At 73.0% G+C, this 18,104-nt stretch carries 17 protein-coding genes; 5 read left to right on the forward strand and 12 right to left on the reverse strand.

Annotated elements, in window-relative coordinates; genetic code table 11:
* Positions 1–6: 6 nt before the first annotated feature.
* The gene (locus tag SCNRRL3882_RS08105; RefSeq protein WP_010039139.1) at positions 7–1,560 is read right to left on the reverse strand and encodes a Re/Si-specific NAD(P)(+) transhydrogenase subunit alpha; all 1,554 of its coding nucleotides are present in this window, start codon (positions 1,558–1,560) and stop codon (positions 7–9) included.
* A 297-nt stretch (positions 1,561–1,857) separates the two neighbouring features.
* Between SCNRRL3882_RS08105 and SCNRRL3882_RS08110 the strand changes: the two genes are divergently transcribed.
* Entirely contained in the window at positions 1,858–3,375 is a 1,518-nt protein-coding gene (locus SCNRRL3882_RS08110; protein WP_050810225.1) for an MFS transporter, read from the forward strand.
* Here the strand turns inward: SCNRRL3882_RS08110 and SCNRRL3882_RS08115 are convergent.
* The 6 genes from SCNRRL3882_RS08115 to SCNRRL3882_RS08140 form a co-directional block, all read right to left on the reverse strand.
* Complete coding sequence (locus tag SCNRRL3882_RS08115) at positions 3,368–3,820, reverse strand: VOC family protein (RefSeq protein ID WP_010039146.1); 453 nt, start codon at positions 3,818–3,820, stop codon at positions 3,368–3,370. The genes SCNRRL3882_RS08110 and SCNRRL3882_RS08115 overlap by 8 nt on opposite strands.
* Positions 3,821–3,883: 63 nt before the next feature.
* On the reverse strand, positions 3,884–4,711 hold the full coding sequence (locus SCNRRL3882_RS08120; protein WP_010039151.1) for a helix-turn-helix domain-containing protein: 828 nt from the start codon (positions 4,709–4,711) through the stop codon (positions 3,884–3,886).
* Positions 4,712–4,732: 21 nt separating this feature from the next.
* Entirely contained in the window at positions 4,733–6,394 is a 1,662-nt protein-coding gene (locus tag SCNRRL3882_RS08125) for a glycoside hydrolase family 13 protein (protein ID WP_010039152.1), read from the reverse strand.
* Positions 6,395–6,417: 23 nt separating this feature from the next.
* Positions 6,418–7,251, reverse strand: coding sequence for a carbohydrate ABC transporter permease (locus SCNRRL3882_RS08130; RefSeq protein WP_010039154.1), 834 nt, complete (start codon positions 7,249–7,251; stop codon positions 6,418–6,420).
* Positions 7,248–8,309, reverse strand: a complete 1,062-nt coding sequence (locus SCNRRL3882_RS08135) for a carbohydrate ABC transporter permease (RefSeq protein ID WP_010039156.1) — start codon at positions 8,307–8,309, stop codon at positions 7,248–7,250. Before SCNRRL3882_RS08135 ends, SCNRRL3882_RS08130 begins: the two co-directional genes overlap by 4 nt.
* An 11-nt stretch (positions 8,310–8,320) precedes the next feature.
* Complete coding sequence (locus SCNRRL3882_RS08140) at positions 8,321–9,625, reverse strand: ABC transporter substrate-binding protein (protein ID WP_010039158.1); 1,305 nt, start codon at positions 9,623–9,625, stop codon at positions 8,321–8,323.
* Positions 9,626–9,911: 286 nt separating this feature from the next.
* Between SCNRRL3882_RS08140 and SCNRRL3882_RS08145 the strand changes: the two genes are divergently transcribed.
* A complete protein-coding gene (locus SCNRRL3882_RS08145; RefSeq protein ID WP_231911106.1) occupies positions 9,912–10,979 on the forward strand; it encodes a LacI family DNA-binding transcriptional regulator in 1,068 nt (355 codons plus the stop codon).
* A 284-nt stretch (positions 10,980–11,263) separates the two neighbouring features.
* Positions 11,264–11,860 carry a class I SAM-dependent methyltransferase gene (locus SCNRRL3882_RS40530; protein WP_158688406.1) on the forward strand — a complete coding sequence of 199 codons (597 nt, stop codon included), beginning with the start codon at positions 11,264–11,266 and terminating at the stop codon, positions 11,858–11,860.
* On the opposite strand, the gene SCNRRL3882_RS08150 is transcribed toward SCNRRL3882_RS40530, so the two are convergent.
* Positions 11,747–12,334, reverse strand: coding sequence for a Fur family transcriptional regulator (locus SCNRRL3882_RS08150; RefSeq protein WP_010039166.1), 588 nt, complete (start codon positions 12,332–12,334; stop codon positions 11,747–11,749). The genes SCNRRL3882_RS40530 and SCNRRL3882_RS08150 overlap by 114 nt on opposite strands.
* Before the next feature lie 223 nt (positions 12,335–12,557).
* Here SCNRRL3882_RS08150 and SCNRRL3882_RS08155 point away from each other — a divergent pair, with 223 nt between their 5' ends.
* The gene (locus SCNRRL3882_RS08155; RefSeq protein WP_010039168.1) at positions 12,558–13,466 is read left to right on the forward strand and encodes a polysaccharide pyruvyl transferase family protein; all 909 of its coding nucleotides are present in this window, start codon (positions 12,558–12,560) and stop codon (positions 13,464–13,466) included.
* 85 nt (positions 13,467–13,551) lie between these two features.
* Entirely contained in the window at positions 13,552–13,872 is a 321-nt protein-coding gene (locus tag SCNRRL3882_RS08160) for a DUF3040 domain-containing protein (RefSeq protein ID WP_010039173.1), read from the forward strand.
* A 10-nt stretch (positions 13,873–13,882) separates the two neighbouring features.
* Here SCNRRL3882_RS08160 and SCNRRL3882_RS08165 read toward each other — a convergent pair whose 3' ends face one another.
* From SCNRRL3882_RS08165 to rfaE2, 4 genes are all read right to left on the reverse strand, one after another.
* Complete coding sequence (locus SCNRRL3882_RS08165) at positions 13,883–14,779, reverse strand: glycosyltransferase family 2 protein (protein ID WP_010039177.1); 897 nt, start codon at positions 14,777–14,779, stop codon at positions 13,883–13,885.
* Positions 14,776–15,657 carry a glycosyltransferase family 2 protein gene (locus tag SCNRRL3882_RS08170; protein WP_010039178.1) on the reverse strand — a complete coding sequence of 294 codons (882 nt, stop codon included), beginning with the start codon at positions 15,655–15,657 and terminating at the stop codon, positions 14,776–14,778. Before SCNRRL3882_RS08170 ends, SCNRRL3882_RS08165 begins: the two co-directional genes overlap by 4 nt.
* A 17-nt stretch (positions 15,658–15,674) precedes the next feature.
* Entirely contained in the window at positions 15,675–16,652 is a 978-nt protein-coding gene (locus SCNRRL3882_RS08175; protein ID WP_010039179.1) for a glycosyltransferase family 9 protein, read from the reverse strand.
* Between the two features lie 86 nt (positions 16,653–16,738).
* Positions 16,739–18,103, reverse strand: coding sequence for a D-glycero-beta-D-manno-heptose 1-phosphate adenylyltransferase (rfaE2, locus tag SCNRRL3882_RS08180; protein ID WP_010039180.1), 1,365 nt, complete (start codon positions 18,101–18,103; stop codon positions 16,739–16,741).
* Position 18,104: the final 1 nt, after the last annotated feature.

Consider the following 18,104-nt stretch of genomic DNA (forward strand, 5'->3'; position numbering starts at 1 on the left):
CCGTGATCAGCCCTTCGAGAACATGCCGAGCATGCGGCGGGTGACGGCGAATCCGCCGAAGATGTTGATGCTCGCCAGCAGGATCGCGGCGAACGACAGCACGGTGACGGCGGTGTTCCCGTGCCCGATCTGGAGCAGCGCGCCGACCACGACGATCCCGGAGATGGCGTTGGTGACCGACATCAGCGGGGTGTGCAGCGCGTGGTGCACGTTGCCGATGACGTAGAAGCCGATGACGATCGCCAGCACGAACACCGTGAAGTGGCCGATGAGTTCGCTCGGTGAGAAGGCCGTCACCAGGAACAGCGCGAGCGCTCCGCCGCCGACGAGGGCGTACGACGACCACGCGGGGCGCGCGGGCTTCGCCGGTGCCGCGGCGGGCGCGGCCGGTTCCGCGCCGCCCGCGGGGGCCGGTGCGGCGGACACCTGGACCGGGGGCGGCGGCCAGGTCTTCTCGCCGTCGCGGACCACGGTCATCGACCGCTGCACCACGTCGTCGAAGTCCAGGACCAGCCGGCCGTCCTTGCCCGGGGTGAGCAGCTTCATCAGGTTGACGACGTTGGTGCCGTACAGCTGCGAGGCCTGGGCCGGGAGCCTGCCGGGCAGGTCGGTGTAGCCGATGATCGTCACGTCGTTGTCGGTGACGACGGCCTTCCCGGCGACCGTGCCCTCGACGTTGCCGCCCTGGGCCGCGGCCATGTCGACGATCACGCTGCCGGGCTTCATCCGCGCGACGTCCTCGGCGGTGACCAGTCGCGGCGCCGGGCGGCCCGGGATGAGCGCGGTGGTGATGATGATGTCGACGTCGGCGGCCTGCTCGGCGTACAGCCGCGCGGCGAGCCGGTCGTAGTCCTCCGAGGTGGCCCTCGCGTAACCGTCGGTGCTCACCTCCTGCTCGACGCCCACCGTCAGGAACTCCCCGCCCAGCGAGCGCACCTGCTCGGCGACCTCGGGCCGGGGGTCGGTGGCGCGGACCACGGCACCGAGGCTGCGGGCCGCGCCGATCGCGGCGAGTCCGGCGACCCCGGCACCGGCGACCAGCACCTTGGCGGGCGGCACCTTGCCGGCGGCGGTCACCTGGCCGGTGAAGAACCGGCCGAAGGCGTGCGCGGCCTCGACGACGGCCCGGTATCCGGCGATGTTCGCCATCGAGCTGAGCACGTCCAGGGACTGGGCGCGGGAGATGCGCGGCACGGCGTCCATGGCGAGGACGGTGATCGGCCGCCGCGCCAGCTCGTCGACCAGTTCCGGGTGCAACGCGGGGCCGATGAGCGCGATCAGCGTCGCCCCGTCCCGCAGCCGGCCGATCTCGTCGCTCGACGGGCCGTTCACCTTGAGCACGATCTCCGCCTGCCACGGGTCGCCGAGGCGGGCTCCCGCCTCCTCGTAGGCCGCGTCGGAGAAGCGGGACGAGGCCCCCGCCCCCGGTTCGACCACCACCTCGTAGCCGAGCGCGGCAAGTCTCCCCACGGTGGCCGGCGTCGCCGCCACCCTGGTCTCGCCCGCAGTGGACTCGGCGGGTATGCCGATCCGCTGGGGTTCCGGTTCCGCTGGGACCATCGTCTGCCTCTCCGTCGTTCGGGTGTCTGTCCTCCTTGGTGCCCGCATCCTGCACGTCCGACGCCGCGTCCGCGGCGGGCGTGGTCACATGGCCGACGAGGTCGTCCTCACACCGCCGAGGGGTTGCCGCGGACGTGTTCGGGAGTATCGCTGTGCCGTCCGGGGCGGAAAGAGACCCCTGATGCGTCAGGGCATGCCCGGGCGCAGACTGAATCCGTGAGCAGCACGCGCCCGGGGCGCGGCGGGACCGCGGCCCCCTCCCGCACGGTGCCGCAGCAGACTGTGGCGCTGACGGCGATGATGTTCGCCGTCGCCATGACCTTCATCGACCAGACCATCGTGTCCATCGCGGCACCGGACATCGTCCGCGAACTGGATCTGTCGTCGTCCGGCATGCAGTGGGTGGTGAACGCCTACCTGCTGGCCCTCGCGGCGTTCTTCGCCCTAGGCGGTCGCCTCGCGGACCTCTACGGGCCTCGCCGGATCGTCGTCATCGGCACGCTGGTGTTCGTCGTGTCGTCGGTGCTGTGCGGCTGCGTCCCCGCCGGCAGCGCCGCGCAGACCTGGCTGATCGTGTTCCGGGCCACCCAGGGGCTCGGGGCCGCCCTGCTCTTCCCCGCGGCCCTGGCCGTGGTGGTGGCGGTGTTCCCGGTCGAGCGGCGCGGACGCGCACTCGCCCTGTTCTTCGGTGTCTCCGGCGCCCTGACCGCCCTCGGCCCGCTGCTGGGCGGCTGGCTGACCGCCTGGACCTGGCGGGCCGTCTTCTGGGTCAACGTGCCCGTGGCGGTCGTGGCGCTGGTCCTCACGGCCCTGGCGCACATCTCCGACCGGCGGCGGTCCGGCACCCTGGACGTCCCCGGCGCCGCCCTGATCGCGGTCGGCATGGGCCTGAGCGTCCTCGGTTTCCAGCAGGCCTGGTCCTGGGGCTGGGACAGTTGGGCGACCTGGGTGTGCGTAGCGGGCGGCCTCGCGGTGCTCTGCGGTTTCGTCGGGTTCGAGCGCCGGGTGCGGCATCCGCTGATCGATCTGCGGGTCTTCCGGGACAAGGCGTTCACGGTGGACGCGGCGGTGCTCTTCTTCGCGATGCTCGCGTTCGTCCCGGTGTTCTTCTTCAGTTCGGTCTACGCCCAGGTGTCCCTGAGCGCTTCGCCGAACCAGGCCGCCCTGTTCCTGCTGTACTTCTTCGCCGGCTTCGCGATCGCCTCGCAGTGGGGCGGCCGGATCCTCGACAAGCAGGGCGCCCGCCCGGCCCTGAAACTGGGCACCGCGCTGGGCTGCGCCGGGTTCGCCCTGTGGGCGAACGAGCTCACCGACCTGTCCATGCACGACCAGTGGCCCTACGCGGCACTCGCCGGGGCGGGTATCGGCTTCGTCCTCGCGCCCGCCTCGACGGACGCCGTCAACCGGGCCATCGGCGCCTCCTACGGCGAGGTCACCGGCATCACCCAGACCGTGCGCAACTACGCGGCGAGCGTGGGCCTGGCCGTCTACGGCACCGTCCTGACGCACGTCACGACCGACAACGTGGTGCAGACCCTGCGATCCCGCGGCATGCCCGCCGGCGACGCGGACGCCGTGGCCCGGGACATCACCGAGTCGGTCACGGGCAACGGCGACTCCCGGCCGCCCACCGGCACCGGCCCCGCCGCCGAGGCGACACGGGACGCCATGAGCGCCGTCCGCATGGACTTCGCCGAGGCCAACCAGTGGGTGTTCTACGGCATGGCCATCGCCCTGGGCATCGGGTTCCTGTGCGCGCTGCGCCACCCGGGCGGCCGGGCGACCACCACCGCGGCGGCGGAACTCGTCAGGTGAACAGGTCGGTCGTGCGCCGCTGGATCTCCTCCGGGGTCAGCTCCTCGATCGCCTGGGAGATCATCCAGAGATGGCCGAACGGATCGGCGAGACGGCCGCCGCGCTGCCCGTAGTGCTGGTCGGCGACGGGATACACCACGCTCGCCCCGGCCCGCAGCATGGCCTCGGCCACGGCGTCGGCGTCGGACACGTCCAGGGCCATGATCACCGGGCTGCCGCCGAGCGAGTCCGGCGCCGGGTCGCTCTCGTCGGCGTCCTTGACCGCGATCACCGCGCCGCCGAGCCGCAGCAGGGCGTGCACGATCTTCCCCTCGGGACCGGTGTACCGCTCGATCTCCTCGGCGCCGAGCGCGGCCCGGTAGAAGTCGATCGCCCGGGGGCCGTCGGAGACCACGAGCCGGGCGTAGAGCCGGGTGAGGGCCGGCTTGTCGGTTGTGTTCGTCATGCCTTCACGATCGCCACCCGGGGCGGCCGTGGATTGTAGAAATCGGTCGGCCGGGCGGGCCCGTCATCCGGCGAGCGGGACGTGGTTGGGTTCCCGGGGCGAGCGCGGTGCGTACGCGGTCGGGGTGATCCCGGCGAGCGCGCGGAACTCGTGGATCAGATGCGCCTGGTCGTGGTAGCCGCACTCCGCTGCCAGGAGCGCCCAGTCCGGCTCCCCGGACCCGGCGTTCACGCGGCCCAGCAGCCGCTGGAAGCGCCGTACCCGCGCATACCGCTTCGGCGGGAGCCCCAGCTGTTCCGCGCACCTGCGGGCCAGCCGCCTGGAGGTCCAGCCGAGCCGGTCGGCGACCTCGCCCACCGGCGTTCCCCGGTCGAGCAGCGCAGCGGCGCGACGGACCGCCGGGTCGGGCTCCAGGGGACGTTCCGCCCGCCGCAGCAGGACCGTCTCCAGTTCCCGCAGACACGCCCGCGGGCCACCGGCGGCCATGGCGTCCAGCAGCCGCTCGCGCAGCACCGCACCGTCCGTGCCCCACAGCTCGTCGAGCCCGGCGAGCCGATCGCGGACCGCACCGACCGGGACGGTGAGGAACGGATAGGCCCCCGCAGGACGGAACGCCACCCACACGACGGCACGCTGCTGCGCCGGGTCGATCACCGCCGGCGCCGTGTACGGCCCCTGCAGAGCCGCGCCCCGGGTCCGCCTGCCCGACGAGGACAGGGTGTCCCCGTCGAGGTTCACCAGCAACTGCGCCCCGCCCGTCGGCAGGGCCAGCTCGGCGGAGTGCGCGAACCGTCCCTCGGCACAGCCGAGCGCCCCGATCAGCGGCGCGAGCGCCGGCGCCGACGGCCGGACCGTGAGCGAGACGGGGATCTCCTCCGCCGTGCGAGCCATGTGCCCAGCCTAGGACCTCCGTCACACCGCCAGCCACACCGCCTGGTCGGGCCCCAGCACACCGTCCTCGAGCGGGCCGCCGGCCAGGAGGAGCCGGGCGTGTGCGGGCAGCTCGTACGGCTCCGCCGAGAGGTTGACCACGCACACGAAACCGGGCTCGCGGCTGAACGACAAGACCCCCTCCGGAGCCTCCAGCCATGTCATGGTGCCGTCGCCGAGGGCGGGATGTTCGCGGCGGACGCGCAGGGCCGTGCGGTAGAGCTCCAGCAGGGAGGCCGGGTCGCCGGTCTGGGCTTCGACGCTCAGTCCGGCCCAGTCGGCGGGCTGCGGCAGCCAGGGTTCGGCCGTCGCGTCGTCGGGGCTGAAGCCGTAGGGGGGCGCCTGGCCCGACCAGGGGATCGGGACGCGGCAGCCGTCACGGCCTCGGTCCGTGTGCCCGGAACGCTCCCAGATCGGGTCCTGGAGGGCGGATTCGGGCAGGTCCTCGACCTCGGGGAGGCCGAGTTCCTCGCCCTGGTAGACGTAGGCGCCGCCGGGCAGGGCGAGCATCAGCAGGGCGGCGGCCCGGGCGCGCCGGATGCCGAGGTCCAGGTCCAGGGCGCCGTCGGGCTCGTACCGCGCGTTGGCGAGCCAACTCCGCGCGGCGGTACGGCCGTAGCGGCTGGGGTGGCGCATGACGTCGTGGTTGGACAGCACCCAGGTGGCGGGCGCCCCCACCGCGCCGAGCATGGCGAGGGAGTCGTCGATGACGGCGCGCAGGTCCTTGGCGTCCCAGCCGCACATGAGGAAGTCGAAGTTGAAGGCGGTGTGCAGGCCGTCCCGGCGGACGTAGGCGGCGAGGCGTTCCGGTGTGTCGGCCCAGGCCTCGGCGACGAAGGAGCGGTCACCGGGGAACTCGTCGGCGACCTTGCGCCAGGCCCGGTATATCTCGTGCACCTCGTCCCGGTCCCAGTGCGGGTGGTCGAGGTGCTGCCGGATCTCGTCCCGGCGGGTGAGCGGGCCCGTCACCGCGGGTTCGGCGCGGGGCGGCAGGTCGGGCAGCTCCGGGTGTTTGATCAGGCCGTGGGCGACGTCGATGCGGAAGCCGTCGACGCCCCGGCTGAACCAGAACCGCAGGATCGACTCGAACTCCGCGCGCACCTCGGGGTGGTGCCAGTTCAGGTCGGGCTGCTGGGGTGCGAACAGGTGCAGGTACCAGTCGCCGTCGGGCAGCCGGGTCCAGGCCGGCCCGCCGAAGCAGGACACCCAGTCGTTCGGCGGCTCGGTGCCGTCGGGTCCGCGCCCGGGGCGGAAGACGTAGCGCTCGCGTTCCGGGCTGCCCGGCCCGGCCGCAAGCGCCGCCTGGAACCAGGCGTGCTGGTCGGAGGTGTGGTTGGGCACGATGTCGGGGATGACGCGGATCCCGTGCTCGTGCGCTTCGGTGATGAGCCGCTCGGCGTCGGCGAGGGTGCCGAAGCGGGGGTCGATGGCACGGAAGTCGGCGACGTCGTAGCCGTGGTCGGCCATGGGCGACTTGTACCAGGGGTTGATCCAGATGGCGTCCACGCCGAGGGACCTCAGATACGGCAGCCGGGAGCGGAGGCCCGCGATGTCGCCGACGCCGTCGCCGTTGCCGTCGGCGAAACTGCGGATGTAGACCTGGTAGATGACGGCACTGCGCCACCAAGGGGCGGTGGGGGACACGGGGAATGGCTCCTTCTGTGTGGCTACTTGGCCGCGCCGGCCGTGAGCCCGGCGACGATACGGCGCTGGAACAGCAGCACCATCACGACCAGCGGGACGGTCACCACGACGCCCGCGGCCATCTGGCTGCCGAACGGCGTCTGGTAGGTCGTCGCTCCCGAGAACTTGGAGATGGCGACGGTCGCGGTCTGCATGCTCGGCTTGTTGGTCATCGACAGGGCGATGAGGAACTCGTTCCAGGCGGCGATGAAGGTGATGATCGCGGTGGTGAAGATGCCCGGCGCGGCGAGGGGGACGATGACCTTGCGGAAGGCCTGGCCGCGGGTGCATCCGTCGACCATGGCGGCGTGTTCCAGTTCGTCGGGCATCTGCCGGAAGAACGTGGTCAGGTTCCACACCGCCAGCGGCAGCGTGAAGGACATGCTGGGCACGATCATGGACTGGTAGGTGTTGATCCAGCCGATGTCGGTGAACAGCTTCAGCAGCGGGACGACGATCGACACCACCGGGAACATCGAGGTGGCGATGATCAGGGTCAGGATCAGCCGCTTGAAACGGAACTCCAGCCGGGCCATCGCGTACGCGGTGAACGTGGCCAGCAGGAGCGACATCGCGGTCGTGACGCCGGCGACGATCAGGCTGTTGAGCAGGGCCCTGGTGAAGCCCTGGGCCGGGCTGAACACCGACCGGTAGTTCTCGAACGACACCGGGGAGGGGAACAGCGAGGTGCTGAAGATGTCGCCGGTGCGGCGGAGGCTGGAGACCAGCATCCAGTAGAACGGGGCCAGGCAGTAGGCCACCACCACGGCGATGCCCAGATAGGGCAGCCACTGCCGCCACTTGGCCGTGAGGGTCATGCCGTCACCTCCCGGACGCGGTGGCGCGGTCTCCTGACCGCGTGGGACTTGCGCTTCTTCGTCCCGCCGACGCCCCCGATGAGATCGGCGCCGAGCAGCCGCACGAAGGCGAGCGCGATGAGGAAGACGTAGAGGAAGAGGAGGACCGCGTACGCGGAGGCCGGTCCGAAGCGGACGTTGGACGCCTCGTTCTGCGCGAGCATCGACAGCGTCTCGACGGAGCCCTTCTGGGCGCCGATGAGGATGTAGGGCAGGTCGAACATCCGCAGCGCGTCCAGGCAGCGGAACAGCACCGCCACCAGCAGCGCGGGCTTCACCAGCGGCAGGGTGATGCGCCAGAACTGCTGGAGGGCGCTCGCACCGTCGAGCCGGGCCGCCTCGTAGACCTCCTTCGGGATCACCTGGAGGCCGGCCAGGACCAGCAGCCCGATGAAGGGGGCGGTCTTCCACACGTCGGCGATGACGACCGCGATCTTGGCGGAGAAGCCGTCGGCGGTCCACAGGACCTGGTGGCCGAGGAGGACGTTGGCGATACCGTCGGCGTTGAAGATCCACTTCCACAGCAGTCCGGAGATGGCCGTGGGGATCGCCCAGGGGACGAGGATGCCGGCCCGCACCACGGCCCGGCCCCGGAAGGCCCGGTGCATGACGATCGCCATGGCGACACCGATCACCGTCTCCAGCGACACCGTGACGACGGTGAAGAAGGTGGTGTTCCAGAAGGCGTTCCAGAAGCGGTCGCCGGCCTGGGTGAAGATGTCGGTGTAGTTCCTCAGCCCGACGAACGGCTCGGTGTTGCTGATGAACCCGGTCTTCGGGTCCAGGCCCTTGGGTCCGTACAGGGACTCGTCGAGTGCCATGAGCGTCGGGTAGAGCACGACGACCGTCAGCACCAGCAGCGTCGGGGAGACCAGGAGCGCGGCCAGACGGCCGGTGCCGGCGGTGGCCCGGCGGCGTCGCCGGGGGCGTTCGGGCGCCGGGGGCCGCCCGGGACGGCGGTCGGCCGCCGGCCCGGGCTCGTGCGGGGCGGTGTCGGGTGGGATCGCGGTGCCTGCCATGACCCGCGGCCTCACTGTGCCGTCAGCTTCTGGAGATCCGCCTGAAGGTCCTTCAGCGCCTGTGCGCTGCTCTTCTTTCCGGTGAGCGCGGCGTAGACCTCGTTCTGGATCGCGGCGGTCACGTCGCCATACTGCACGACGCGCGGGCGCGGCACGGCCTTCGTGATCGACTGCTTGAGGTCCGGCAGGTACGGATACTGCTTGTCCAGGGACGCGTTGTCGTAGAGGTCGGCGTAGGGCGGGGCGAGGGAGGCGTTCTTGAGGAAGTAGGTCGCGCTCTCCTCGCTGGTGAAGAACTTCATGAAGTCCAGTGCCGTGGCCTTGTTCTTGGCGAAGGACGACAGGGCCAGGTTGGAGCCGCCGAGGCTGGAGGCACCGGGGCCGTTCAGGCCGGGCAGGGGGGCGACGGCGAACTTGCCCTTGATGGCGCTCTTCTGGGCCAGGGAGTACACGTACGGCCAGTTGTTCAGGAAGATCAGTTTGCCTCCCTGGAACGCCTGGCGGCCGTCCTCCTCCTGGTAGGTGATGGCCTCCTTGGGGATGGTCTTGTCCTTGAAGGAGTTGACGAGGAAGTCCAGGCCCTTCTTGGCCTGCGGCGTGTCCACGTCGGGCTTGCCGTCGGCATCGACGATCTTGCCGCCGGCGGAGTTGACGGCCTCGGCGAAGTTCACCGTCAGTCCCTCGTACTTCTGGAACTGCCCGGCGTAACAGGACATGTTCTTCGCCTCGGGGAGCTTCTTCACCTTGGCGCAGTCGGCGGTCATCCGGGCCCAGGTGGTGGGGGGCTGGGTGACGCCGGCCTTCTTCAGCAGGTCGGTGCGGTAGAACAGCAGACCGCCGTTGGAGCTGGCGGGGACGGCGTAGAGCTTGCCGCGGTACTGGCCGGTCTGCACGACCGGCTGGAGCATCTTGCCGAGCGGGAACTGGTTCGCGGGCAGGGGCTCGATCCACTGGTGGGCGGCGAACTCCGACGTCCACACGACGTCGGTGGCGAGCACCGTGTAGGCGTCGGACTTCGTCTCCGCGTTCTGGATCATCTGCTGGCGCTGGGAGTCGGCGTCCGTCGGCAGCTGGATGAAGGTGACCTTCTCCTTGGGATGTGCCTTGTTCCAGCGGTCGATGATCGTCTGGACGGTGCCGGTGGTGTCCTTGCCGGCGACGTACGTGATGGGGCCGCGGCCCTTGAACGACGCCGCCGCGGCCTGCGTCGACTGTCCGGAGCCGCTGCCGCCGGAGGAGCCGCAGGCGGTGAGGAGGAGTCCGGCGGCGGCGAGCGCTGCGGAACACTGAATCGCTCTGGCGGTGCTGGTCTTCACTGTCTCTCCTGGTCGTGACGTACCGAAGTCGTGTCCGTTCCCCCGGAATGGCTTTGGTCATGAGATTGCGTTGCCACGGCATTCCGCAGATAAAAATCGCAGCTCACAGCGGATAAGAGGCGTCCCTCCGGGGCGACTTCGAACCTGTCGAGACAACGTTTGCACGCTAGGAGCGCGCGGTCGGGAAGTCAATGCGTCGCGGCGTGGTAAGAAGGCAAGAATCAGGTGAGACAGCGCTGTCACCAAGGGCCGTGCACCGTAGGGTTCCTGTGCTAGCGTCCGGCGCATGCCACCAGGTCAGCGGCACCCCACGATGGCTGACGTCGCCGAACGGGCCGGGGTCTCCACCTCCACGGTCTCGCGCACCCTGCGCGGCCTGCCCACCGTCTCGCCGGAGATCCGCGCCCGCGTCGAACAGGCCGCCCGGGAGCTGAACTTCGCGGTCTCACGCCATGCCGCGAGCCTCGTGACGGGCAGGACGTGCAGCGTCGCGGTGCTGGTGCCCACGCTCAGTTCGTGGTTCGTCGGCGCGGCACTGTCCGGGCTCGCCCTCGTCCTGCGGTCGGCCGGCATGGAACTGACGGTCTACGTGATCCCCGGCATGGCCGAGCGCACCGCGTTCTTCGATCGTCTCCCCGCGCGGCGCAACGCGGACGCGCTGCTGGTGTTCTCCTTCGACCTGACAGAGGAGGAGACCTCCCGGCTGGATGGCCTCGGCATGCCGGTCGTGTACGTCAGCCAGCATGTCGACGGACGCCCGAGCGTCTACGTCGACGACGTGGCCGGCGCCCTGCGCGGCACCCGGCATCTGCTCAACCTCGGCCACCGCCGGATCGCCTACGTACGGACGGTGGGCACCGGTGGCTTCTCCTTCAGTTCGCAGGAGCGGCTGGTCGGTTACCGGCGGGCGCTGACCGAGGCGGGCCTGCCCCTCGACGACGATCTGGTGGTCGCCACCCCGGCCGGCGACAAGCGGGGCGCCGCCGAGGCGGTCGGCAGGCTGCTGGGGCTGCGGGAGCCGCCCACCGCGGTCTTCGCCGAGCAGGACGAGGTGGCCGTCGCCGTGATCTGGACGCTGCGCGCGACGCGCGTCGAGGTGCCGGGGCAGGTGTCCGTCGTCGGCTTCGACGACCAGCCGGTGGCCCAGTGGTTCGATCTGACGACCGTGGCCCAGTCGCCCTCGGCCATCGGCCGGGAGGCCGGCGCGCTCGCGCTGGCGCTGGTCAACGACCCCGGCGGGGACCGCGAACGGCACGTCGTGCTGCCCACCCATGTGATACCCCGGACCACCACCGCGCCACCTCCCGCCGCACGGAGCGCACCTGAGGACCCGCCCCGACTGCCCTTGGGGTGACGGAAATTGCCGTGCGCCCGCGGACGCCCCGAACCTGGGCTCGGCCGAAACGAGCGGGCGAACCCGTATGACCACCGGTCAGAACACCGTGGGAGACGTCTTCAGCGCGGGAGCGGAGGAGTTCCACAGCTGGCTCCGGGAGCTGTGGGACCCGGTCGGCGAGGCGACGGCGGAGGTGGCCGCCCTGACCGGCGGTGAGTCGGTGCCGGACGACTGTCGCGGGGCCCGGGCCGCGGCGCTGCCGGCCGCGCGTGCCGTGGGGGGCGGCGGGCCGGGTGGACGCCGTGGATCTCGCGGACGGGCTGCCGGCGACCGGGGAGCGCCGAGCGCGCGAGGGAGGCCCGGCGAACAGCCGCTTCCACCGCCACGAGGTCACGTCGCGGCCCGTGTCCAGGCAGGGCCACGACGTCGTGCAGTGCGGGCTCGGGGTGTTCTTCTTCCCGGACATGGACCGGGACTCCGCCGCGCTGACGCGGATGCTGCGTCCCGGGGGCCGGTTCGTCGTGACGGTCTGGGAGAAGGGCGCGCTCGGCGGCTGGCAGGGGGCGCTCCGGGGCGCGGTCCTGACGGAGCGTGACCTGCCCGGCCCGCCGCAGATGGAACAGCCGGCCCGGATCGACACCGCCGACACCCTCGCGTCCTGGCTGACGGACCTCGGCGGGAGCGAACCCCGGGTCGTCCAGCGGCGGTTCGACGCCCCGCTGTCCCCGGAGACGGGCTGGGAGCTGGCCACCGGCAGCGGGGCGCGCCGGATGCTCCAGGGGCTGTCACCGGCCGCCGTCGAGCGGGTGCGCGCCGAGTTCGCCGCCCGGCTCACCGCGGACTCGGTCACCGACCTCGACGTACGCGTCCTGACGGGCACGGCCCGCTTCTCCGGCTGACCGGCCGGCCGGGCGCGGCGGCGGGCAGGACACCGTGACCGGCCCGGGTCCGCAGGGGCCGCAGACGCCGCTCAGTTCGAGGGTGTGCTCCAGCTCCGTGAAGCCCGTGGTCTCGGCGAGCCGGGCGGCCCACTCCTCGACGGCCTCCGCGTCCACGGGCCGGCTGCGGCCGCAGCGGCGGCAGATGAGGTAGTGGCGGTGCTCGCCGGCCGGCCGGCCGAGGTAGAGCCGCTCGCCGCCTTCGTCACGTACGACGTCGACGCACCCGGCGCGGTCCAGCTCGCGCAGGGTGCGGTAGACGGTCGTGAGTCCGACGGTGCTGCCGGAGTCGGCCAGCAGCGCGTGCAGTTCCTGCGCGGAGACGAACTCGTGGCAGCGGCCCAGGGCCTCGAGCACGGCCCGGCGCTGCCACGTACTGCGCAGACCCGGTGTGTGGAGGCGCTCCACGGCCGGGCTCTCCTCCGCTTCGCCCATCACTGGACTCCTTGCTCGACCGGCGCGTCCGTCGGCACCCCATGCTAGATGAACATGGTTTTCACGTCGATGACCGACCCGCCCCGCCGCGGGTGTCGCGCCGGCGCAAACCGTTGGCGGAGGTAAGAGCCCCACTTATAGTGACCACGGAGTCGTCGCCCGTAATGCCCTGATTGTCTTCCCGGTGGGCGGGCACTCAGGGCGTGTGCACACACAAGACGGCATGCGACCGCGCAGGGTTCTGCTGACCGGGTGGTTCAGCTTCCGGGACGGGGAGGCGACCGCCGGGGACGTGCTGGCCCTGCGCCGGGTCGAGGACGTACTGCTGGGCACGGGCATCCCCTACGACGTCGCCTGGAGTCCCGGCTTCCGTCCGGAGGCACTGCATCTGGACCGGCTGTGGCCCAAGGACTATTCCCACCTGGTGTTCGTGTGCGGCCCGCTGCACGGGCCGCAGATCGAGGAACTGCACCGGCGGTTCGCGCACTGCGTGCGGATCGCCGTCGGCACCTCGGTGATCGACCCCGCCAGTCCGGCCGTGACCGGCTTCCACCGGGTGCTGCCCCGGGACGCGCCGGACAGCGAGCCGGTGGAGGACCTCGCCGCCCGTGCCCCGGACGCGCCCGCCCGGCCGGTCGTCGGGGTGATCCTCACGCACGGGCAGCAGGAGTACGGGGAGCTGCGGCGGCACACGCAGGTCGCCGAGGAGGTGACGCGCTGGCTGGCCGGTAAGGACTGCGGCCGGCTGGAGCTGGAGACCCGGCTCGACACGCACGACTGGCATCTCAGCGCCACGCCCGCGCAGCTCCAGTCCGTGCTGGCCCGGCTGGACCTCGTCGTCACCGACCGGCTGCACGGGCTGGTCATCGCACTGCGGGTCGGCACCCCGGTGCTGGCCGTCGACCCCGTCGAGGGCGGCGCGAAGATGACCGCGCAGGCCCGTGCCTGCGGCTGGCCCGCGCTGGTGCCCGCCGAGCGCCTGGACGTGCGGCAGTTGGACCGCTGGTGGGACTGGTGTCTGACCGGCGGCCGGGTGACCGCCCGGCAGATCCGGGACGGGTTCCGTGAGGGCACCGTGCCGGACAGCGCGGACCGGCTCGTGGAGGCGCTGGCGCGGCCGGTACCCGGTTAGCTCAGGGGTACCACGGGGCACCCGCTCTTACGTCCCCTCCCCCTCGGAAGGAGAGACGGTCCGGCCGCCCGGAAGGAGAAAGCGCGTGTCCATCGGCCGACTTCCCGAGAACGAGCAGCGCATCCTCGACGAGATGGAACGCGCGCTGCGCCGCGACCGCCGCCTCGACCGCCGGCTGCGCACCCTGCGACTGAGCCGCCGCCCCGACCCCGCCCGGCTGCTGGCCCGCCTGGGCTCCTACCGCCCCCGTGTCTGGACCGTGGCGGTCCTGCTCGCGGTGTCGGCCGGGCTGATGGTGGCCGGGATCGTCACCTCGGAGCCCGGGGTGATCTGGGCGTTCGCCGTCATCTGGCCGCCCACGCTGTTCGCCCTGTTCCGGCTGATGTGCCGGTGGTGCGGGGGCTGAGCGTCCCCCGCTAGCCCGTGTAGCGGCGGGCCTTCGAAGCGCGTTGGGCCGGTTCCAGCAGGCGCAGGCGGGACTCTACCTCGTGCGGGAGGACACGGCGTTCGCGCAGCACCCACGGGAGAGCGGCGGCGGCCTCGGCGAAGGCGCGCAGGGACGCGGTGTCGCGCGGCACCGTGCGGGCCAGGTCCACGGTCCGCCGCAGGGCGGGGCCGGCCGGGCGGCGCAGCCAGGTGAACCACAGGGTGTTGCGGATGCCGTGGGACCGGCGCAGGGTGGCGTCCCGGGCCACGGACGGGTGGTGGTGCGCCACCAGGTGGTCGGCGTACGTCAGCCACCATCCGTCGGCCGCCAGGTCCGCGGCGAGCAGCTCCTCCTCGCCGCCCAGCCACAGCCGCGGATGGAAACCGCCCGCGGCCCGGAAGGCGTCGGTGCGCAGCACGGTCGCGGCGGCCAGGAACGAGCCGAGGGCCGGTCCGGGCAGCCAACCGGGCCCGGGGACGGGCGAGTCGCGCAGCTCCTCGACGATCGGGTCGTCGGTGCCGTCCGGTTCGACGACGATCCGGGCCGTGACCGTGCCCAGCGCCGGATACCGGTCGAGCAGGTCGGCGGCCCCCGTCAGCGATCCCGGCGCCCACCAGGAGTCGTCGTCGCAGAAGGCGACGTAGGGCGTGCGGACCTGGCGGATCGCCAGGTTGCGGCCCACGGCGCCGAGGTTGCGGCCGGGCCGCAGCAGCCGGACCCACGGGTGACGGCGGGCGACGGCGTCGGCGGTGCCGTCCGTGGAACCGTTGTCGGTGACGATCACCGGTGGTTTCTCCGGCAGTCCGGCGAGTCGGTCGAGCGTGTGCAGCAGCTCCCGGCGCCGGTTGTGGGTGATGACGACGACGGTGGTACGGCGGTCGGTCATGCGGCGGCTCCCTCCAGCAGGCGCGCTGCCCGTTCCACGTGCGGCGGCAGGGGCCTGCGGGCGCGCAGGGCGGCGGGCAGCCGGGCCAGCGTTCCGCGCAGGGCACGCCGGGCGTGGTCGTCGTGCCGGGCCTCGGCGGCGAGGGCGCGGGTGCGGGCGAGTGCGTAGGGCACGGGGCGGCGCAGCCAGGCGGTGAGGAGTTCGTTGCGGCGCTGTACGACCGGGCGGCCGGGACGGGCCGAGGGCGCGGGGTGGTGGTGGGCGACGACGTCCGGGCAGTGGGTGACGCCCCACCCTCGGGCGGCCATGTCGTAGGCGAGGAGCGTCTCCTCACCGCCGAAGAACAGCAGCCGGTGGAAGCCGCCCGCGTCGAGGTAGGCGCTGCGGCGGACGACGGAGGCGCAGGCGAGGAAGCCCAGGACCTGGGTGCCGGGCAGGTCGGCGGCCCGCCCGAGGGGCGAGGCGGCGAGCACCTCGTTGAGCGGGTCGGGGTCGGCGGCGGGGCCGACGAGGGTGCGGGCGGCGATGAGGCCGAGCCTCGGATGCCTCTCGAACAGGCGGGCCGCCCTGCCCAGGGCGCCGGGCGCCCACCAGGAGTCGTCGTCGCTGAACGCCACGTAGGGCGTGTCCAGGGCGCGGGCGCCGTAGTTGCGCGCGAGGGCGCCGTGGTTGAACGGCAGCGCCAGAGTGCGGACTTGAGGGAAGTCGCGGGCGAGCATGGTGCGCGTGTCGTCGGTGGAGGCGTTGTCCGCGACGAGGATCTCCGGCCGCTCGGGGAGGGTGAGGAGGTGGCTCAGGGCCTCGGCCAGGGCCGGGGAGCGGTTGCGGGTGGCGATGACGATGCCGACCGGGCTCGCGTCCTGGTGCTGGATGGTCATCGTGGTCGGGTGCCCTCTCACGGGTGTCGGATGCCGGGCAGGTCGTCGACGGCGCGCAGGACGTCTTCGGGGGTGATGCGCAGCAGCGCGGGATCGGGGCGGCGGCCGTGCGGGTCGCCCTCCGGGCCGTACCAGAGCGCGCGGTGGCGCGGGTCGGGCGGTGGGCCCCAGCGGCTCGGTGCGACCGGGCCGAAGAGGGTGACGGAGCGCGTGGCGTGGGCGACCGCGAGGTGGGCGATGCCGGTGTCGCCGCTGATCACGGCGTTCGCGTCGGCGACGAGGGCGGACAGCCTGCCGAACGGCAGGCCCCCGCCGAACACGTCGGTGTCGGGCAGGCCGGCCTGCTTGGCGAGCCGGGCCACGAGGTCGCTCTCGTCCGGGCCACCGGTCACGACGACCCGCAGGCCCCGGGCGCGCAGCGCGCCCGCGACGGCCGCGTACCGCTCGACGGGCCAGCAGCGGGCGGGTGACCCGGCGCCGGGATGCAGCACGACCGCGCCGGGTGCCGGGGAGGCGGTGCCCGGTCGGGGCAGGCACACGTCGCCCGGATCGGCGTCGATGCCGTAGGCCTGGAGCAGCCGGCACCAGCGGTCGCGTTCGTGTTCCTCCGCGTACCAGGGCGGGCCGTCGATCTCGGGCGTGTCCGGGTGGGCGAAGGCGAGCAGCTTCAGCGGGCGCAGCGCCAGGAGCAGCCGGTGGCTGGGCGGCCCGTTGCCGTGCAGATCGACGGCGACGTCCGGTGGCGGACCGCTCCAGTCCAGGGCGTGCGGCACGCCCCGCCCCGGCGCGGCGGCGGGCAGCAGCCGGTCCACGGCCCCCGTCGCCTCGGCGACAGGCCGGAGTTCGGCGGGCGCGGCCAGGACCAGCTCGTGCCCCGGGTAGGCCCGCCGCAGGGCGCGCAGCGCGGGGACACCGGCGAGGAGGTCGCCGAGGCCCAGGGCGCGCAGGACGAGGAGCCGGGGTGACGTCGGTTCGGGTGCCGTGTCCGGTGTCATGCCAGCAGCCTGCCGGGTGCGCTCCGTGTGTGCCCCCGCAGCCGCGCTCATCGGGTGCCGTCCTGCCGCCTGCCTCGCGCCACCGGTCATCGTGCTCCTTCCGCCGCCCGCTCCATGAGGGCCGTCGAGGAGCGGCCGTCGAGGTAGGGCAGGAGGACCGCCTGGCCGCCCCACTCCTTCAGGAGGGCGGCTTCCGGCAGGTCGGCGGCAGCGTAGTCGCCTCCCTTGACCCAGACGTCGGGGCGCAAGTCGGCCAGGAGGCGTTCGGGGGTGTCCTCGTCGAAGACGGCGACCGCGTCGACGCAGGACAGCGCGCGCAGGACCCGGACCCGGTCGGTGAGCGGGTTGACCGGGCGGCCACCGCCCTTGCGGCGCCGTACCGAGTCGTCCGAGTTGACGCACACGACGAGGCAGTCGCCGAGCCGCCGGGCGGCCTGGAGCAGGCCGACGTGTCCGGCGTGCAGCAGGTCGAAGCAGCCGCCGGCGGCGACGACCGTGCCGTGGGCGGCCCGGACCCGGGCGGCCACGGCGTAGGGGTCGTCCTCGCCGGGCGGCGGTGCCGGTGCGGCGTCCGCGCTCGGCAGGCCGGCCGCGCCGCCCCGGGCGACGAACCCGGTCGCCGCGGCGACGGCACCCTCGACGGCCTCGGCGACCAGGACGCCGTCGGCGAGCAGCCCGGCGGCGGTGGCGGCGAACCGGTCCCCTGCCCCGCAGCTGTCGCCGTGGTGCGCGGCGGGCGCGGGGACGAGCAGCGGGTGCTCGCCGTAGGACAGCAGGGCGCCGCGGGCGCCGAGTGTGACCGCGACGGCGGCGGCCCGCCAGTGCCGTACGAGGGCGGCGGCGCTGTGGGCGGCGGCGTGCAGGTCCCGGCGCGCGGCGCCGTCCTGCGGGGCGAGGCCGTGGGCCTCCTTCTCGGCAGGTGTCACCAGCCGGGTGCCCGGCACGGGCGCACCGCCGCGCGGGTGCGGGTCCCAGACCAGCGGCGGGCGGGCGGCGAGGACGTCGCGGAGGGCGTCGGCGGTGCCGCGGCCGTAGTCGGAGACCAGGACGGCGGGCGCCGAGCGGACGGCTTCGCGGGCGGCGTCCGTGGCCTCGCGGGTGCGTCCCGCGCCGCGGTCCAGCCGGACCACCGGACGGTCCTGCGCGAGGACGCGGGTCTTCTCGGACAGCGGGCCGGTCAGGGGCAGCGGTACGAGGGTGAGCCAGGGCTCCAGGAGGCGGCGCAGTGCGCGGCTGGCCGCGTCGTCGCCCACTCCCGCCACCAGGGTGACGTCACGGCCGTCGCGGGCCGCGAGGTACGCGGCGAGTGCCGCGCCGCCGGGCCGGGTCCGCTCCCCGCAGTCGTCGACGACCGGCACGGGCGCGTCGGGCGCGAGCCGCTCGGCCCGCCCCGTCACGTCCCGGTCCAGCAGCGCGTCACCGACGACGACGAGGGGTGCCTTGCCGTTCATG

It is taken from the genome of Streptomyces chartreusis NRRL 3882 (assembly GCF_900236475.1).
Classification (GTDB): Bacteria; Actinomycetota; Actinomycetes; order Streptomycetales; family Streptomycetaceae; genus Streptomyces; species Streptomyces chartreusis_D.

Excerpts from the sequence above, each read along its gene's own strand:
- SCNRRL3882_RS08105 (WP_010039139.1), bottom strand. The coding sequence starts at position 1,560 with ATGGTCCCAGCGGAACCGGAACCCCAGCGGATCGGCATACCCGCCGAG.
- SCNRRL3882_RS08110 (WP_050810225.1), top strand. The coding sequence starts at position 1,858 with ATGATGTTCGCCGTCGCCATGACCTTCATCGACCAGACCATCGTGTCC.
- SCNRRL3882_RS08115 (WP_010039146.1), bottom strand. The coding sequence starts at position 3,820 with ATGACGAACACAACCGACAAGCCGGCCCTCACCCGGCTCTACGCCCGG.
- SCNRRL3882_RS08120 (WP_010039151.1), bottom strand. The coding sequence starts at position 4,711 with ATGGCTCGCACGGCGGAGGAGATCCCCGTCTCGCTCACGGTCCGGCCG.
- SCNRRL3882_RS08130 (WP_010039154.1), bottom strand. The coding sequence starts at position 7,251 with ATGACCCTCACGGCCAAGTGGCGGCAGTGGCTGCCCTATCTGGGCATC.
- SCNRRL3882_RS08135 (WP_010039156.1), bottom strand. The coding sequence starts at position 8,309 with ATGGCAGGCACCGCGATCCCACCCGACACCGCCCCGCACGAGCCCGGG.
- SCNRRL3882_RS08145 (WP_231911106.1), top strand. The coding sequence starts at position 9,912 with ATGCCACCAGGTCAGCGGCACCCCACGATGGCTGACGTCGCCGAACGG.
- SCNRRL3882_RS08150 (WP_010039166.1), bottom strand. The coding sequence starts at position 12,334 with ATGGGCGAAGCGGAGGAGAGCCCGGCCGTGGAGCGCCTCCACACACCG.
- SCNRRL3882_RS08155 (WP_010039168.1), top strand. The coding sequence starts at position 12,558 with ATGCGACCGCGCAGGGTTCTGCTGACCGGGTGGTTCAGCTTCCGGGAC.
- SCNRRL3882_RS08165 (WP_010039177.1), bottom strand. The coding sequence starts at position 14,779 with ATGACCGACCGCCGTACCACCGTCGTCGTCATCACCCACAACCGGCGC.
- SCNRRL3882_RS08170 (WP_010039178.1), bottom strand. The coding sequence starts at position 15,657 with ATGACCATCCAGCACCAGGACGCGAGCCCGGTCGGCATCGTCATCGCC.
- SCNRRL3882_RS08175 (WP_010039179.1), bottom strand. The coding sequence starts at position 16,652 with ATGACACCGGACACGGCACCCGAACCGACGTCACCCCGGCTCCTCGTC.
- rfaE2 (WP_010039180.1), bottom strand. The coding sequence starts at position 18,103 with ATGAACGGCAAGGCACCCCTCGTCGTCGTCGGTGACGCGCTGCTGGAC.